This is a genomic window from Eggerthella timonensis, from assembly GCF_900184265.1.
In the GTDB taxonomy this organism is placed as follows: domain Bacteria; phylum Actinomycetota; class Coriobacteriia; order Coriobacteriales; family Eggerthellaceae; genus Eggerthella; species Eggerthella timonensis.
The window spans coordinates 1-2,409 of sequence record NZ_FXXA01000001.1; the positions used below are offsets into that span (position 1 = coordinate 1).

The window sequence follows — 2,409 nt, forward strand, 5'->3', positions numbered from 1 at the left end:
ATGTTTCTGTTGTCGAGTACAAAAAGGCAAAAGAAAAAGCCAGCTCTGCCAAGCTGACTTTTACTAAAACAGTTGCTCTTGAAGACCCTGAAAGCGACTTCAAAAACACTCTTCAATACGAGTATTATAATAGCATGAGAAAATGAGTGTGTCAATGGGGATGTCCCTTTTTTGTCCTTTGATGTCCCTAAAATGTCCCTCTGTTGTCCCTCGTGTAAAAGGTGGTGAGCCATATATATAAAGTCTCGGAAGTGGCTGAAATGCTGGGTTTCTCTGCAAAGACAATTCGCAGAGATATTGCAAGTATGCCCGATGATGTCCGTAAAATGTCCCTTGCGTGTCCATCCGATGTCCCTGTCATGTCCCTCACCGAATACGGCTTGAAATGGCTTGCAGAAAAACATGGTGTTCCTTTTTCCGGCTCTTCTCCTGATGGCTCATCCGGTCGGCAGGATGAAAAGCAGGAATCCGAAAATGAGCTTGTTTTGTCATTGCTGGAACAGCTTCGGCAAAAGGACATTCAGATTGCAGAAAAGGACAAGCAGATTGCTCAACTTATGGAGCAGGCTAAAAATTATCAAGTGCTTTTGCAGGCTCAGCAGGTGCTTTCTTTGCCAGCTCCGAAGAGGTCTTTTTTCAAGCGTCTATTTGGGATACATGAAGAGAAAGAGTGACGGCTTTGCCGTCGCTCTTCTTTTATGCCTTTAGATTCTGAGCCATGAAGAAGCCGACGAATACCAGAGCGTTAGAGAATGGTTTTCGGCGGTACAATGGAATAGGGCGAGCTATTGGAAATTATCTTTTATGCCTTTGAGTTCCTCGCCACGCTTGGCAAGCTCCGCCGAAAATGTTCGGTGTCAAGGTTGCCCCGTAGGGGTCGAGAAAAGTTTTCTGCAAGAAAAGTTTTCGTAGCCTTGATACCGGACAAATGAACGGATGGAGAGCGAAAAACTTTAGTTTTCGTCAAGTGTAGCTACACTTGCTGTGCTTGCTATTCTCCAGCACTGCCGGAACGGTATAGAAGTGCGCACTTACTCACCACCGTAAACGGCGGGTAAGTGCTTTTCTCTTGACAATTTTCCAACTTGATGTTATGATAACTACATTCTATTGAAAGGAGCTTTGCCATGAATCCGAAGAAGAATACCGTTGCTGTAACTTTTCGTTGTGATGTTGCTGTTGCTGATCAGCTTGACGAGCTTTGCAGGATGATGGGGATTAAGCGAAGTGAGTTTCTTATTTCTGCAATCACTTCCGAATACGACAAGATGCAGGGTAATCCGAAGTTAAAAGATATGCTGGAACAGTTCAAGCAGATTACGGAGACAATGAAGCAGATGACGGGACAGGCTAACGCCGGAACGCCTGCCGGCATTGGTGCCGGTACAGGGGGCGAGGGCGAGGCGTAAGCGGGGCCCCCGCAAACTTTAGTTGCGGGGACACGCTACGACCGCCCGCCCTTATTAACTTGATTATAAGGGAATATGTGTCCAAAACTTAGAGAAAGGAGGTTAGTTGATTGGAGATTAAAAAACTGGATTCCCCTGTTTCTATTTCTGATTCTGCTCTTGTTCGGCTTAAAGAAATGGGAAACATTACGGAGATCATGTATTCCGAAAAGCGTTCTCGTGGTGGTTATATTACCAAGATTGACAAAGACCACTATGTAGACAATCGCACCGGAGAATTATTGGAGTTTAAGCATCTCGAAAACCGTGCGCAGGATCTGGCGAATGTCGCAAAGTCTCTTGCTCAAGGTAGGGATATTCTAAACGCAAATATTACCGATGTTTCCCGCTGTCGCTGGGTTACTCTTACATACGCCGATAATATGACAGACCCTAAAAAGCTGATGCGTGATTTTCGGCACTTCAATACTCGTTGCCGTGAGATTTTCGGACATTACGAATATATTACCGCAGCAGAACCGCAAGGGCGTGGAGCATGGCACTTGCATTGCGTTTTTATCTTTTCTGGTAAGGCTCCGTATATGGAAAATGCGGTTGTTCGTGATTGCTGGAAACAGGGCTTTGTGACCGTGAAACGGCTTGATGATGTCGATAATGTCGGTGCGTACTTAACTGCCTATTTGGGCGATATGGAGCTTTCTGAAGCGTCTAAAGCGGATATGGCGGTATCTTACTCTAAAGGCATTAAAGAAGTCGAATACGAGGACGAGAACGGCGTTAAACAGACCAAAAAATATATCAAGGGCGCTCGGCTCTGTATGTACCCGCCTGGCTTCCATATTTTTCGATGGAGCAAAGGAATAAAAAAGCCGGATGTTTCTGTTGTCGAGTACAAAAAGGCAAAAGAAAAAGCCAGCTCTGCCAAGCTGACTTTTACTAAAACAGTTGCTCTTGAAGACCCTGAAAGCGACTTCAAAAACACTCTTCAATACGAGTATTA

The 2,409-nt window shown here is 45.1% G+C and carries 3 protein-coding genes; all 3 read left to right on the forward strand.

The features are described from left to right. The first annotated feature begins 251 nt into the window (after window positions 1-251). Complete coding sequence (locus C1A15_RS16785) at window positions 252-674, forward strand: hypothetical protein (protein ID WP_142392519.1); 423 nt, start codon at window positions 252-254, stop codon at window positions 672-674. 453 nt (window positions 675-1,127) lie between these two features. Then, window positions 1,128-1,409, forward strand: coding sequence for a ribbon-helix-helix domain-containing protein (locus C1A15_RS00010; protein ID WP_101720672.1), 282 nt, complete (start codon window positions 1,128-1,130; stop codon window positions 1,407-1,409). A 110-nt stretch (window positions 1,410-1,519) separates the two neighbouring features. Continuing rightward, window positions 1,520-2,409 (forward strand): rolling circle replication-associated protein (locus C1A15_RS16790; protein WP_146001771.1); only part of this gene is annotated, 890 nt, incomplete at its 3' end.

Coding starts and splice junctions, on each gene's coding strand:
- C1A15_RS00010 (WP_101720672.1), top strand. CDS start 1,128: ATGAATCCGAAGAAGAATACCGTTGCTGTAACTTTTCGTTGTGATGTT.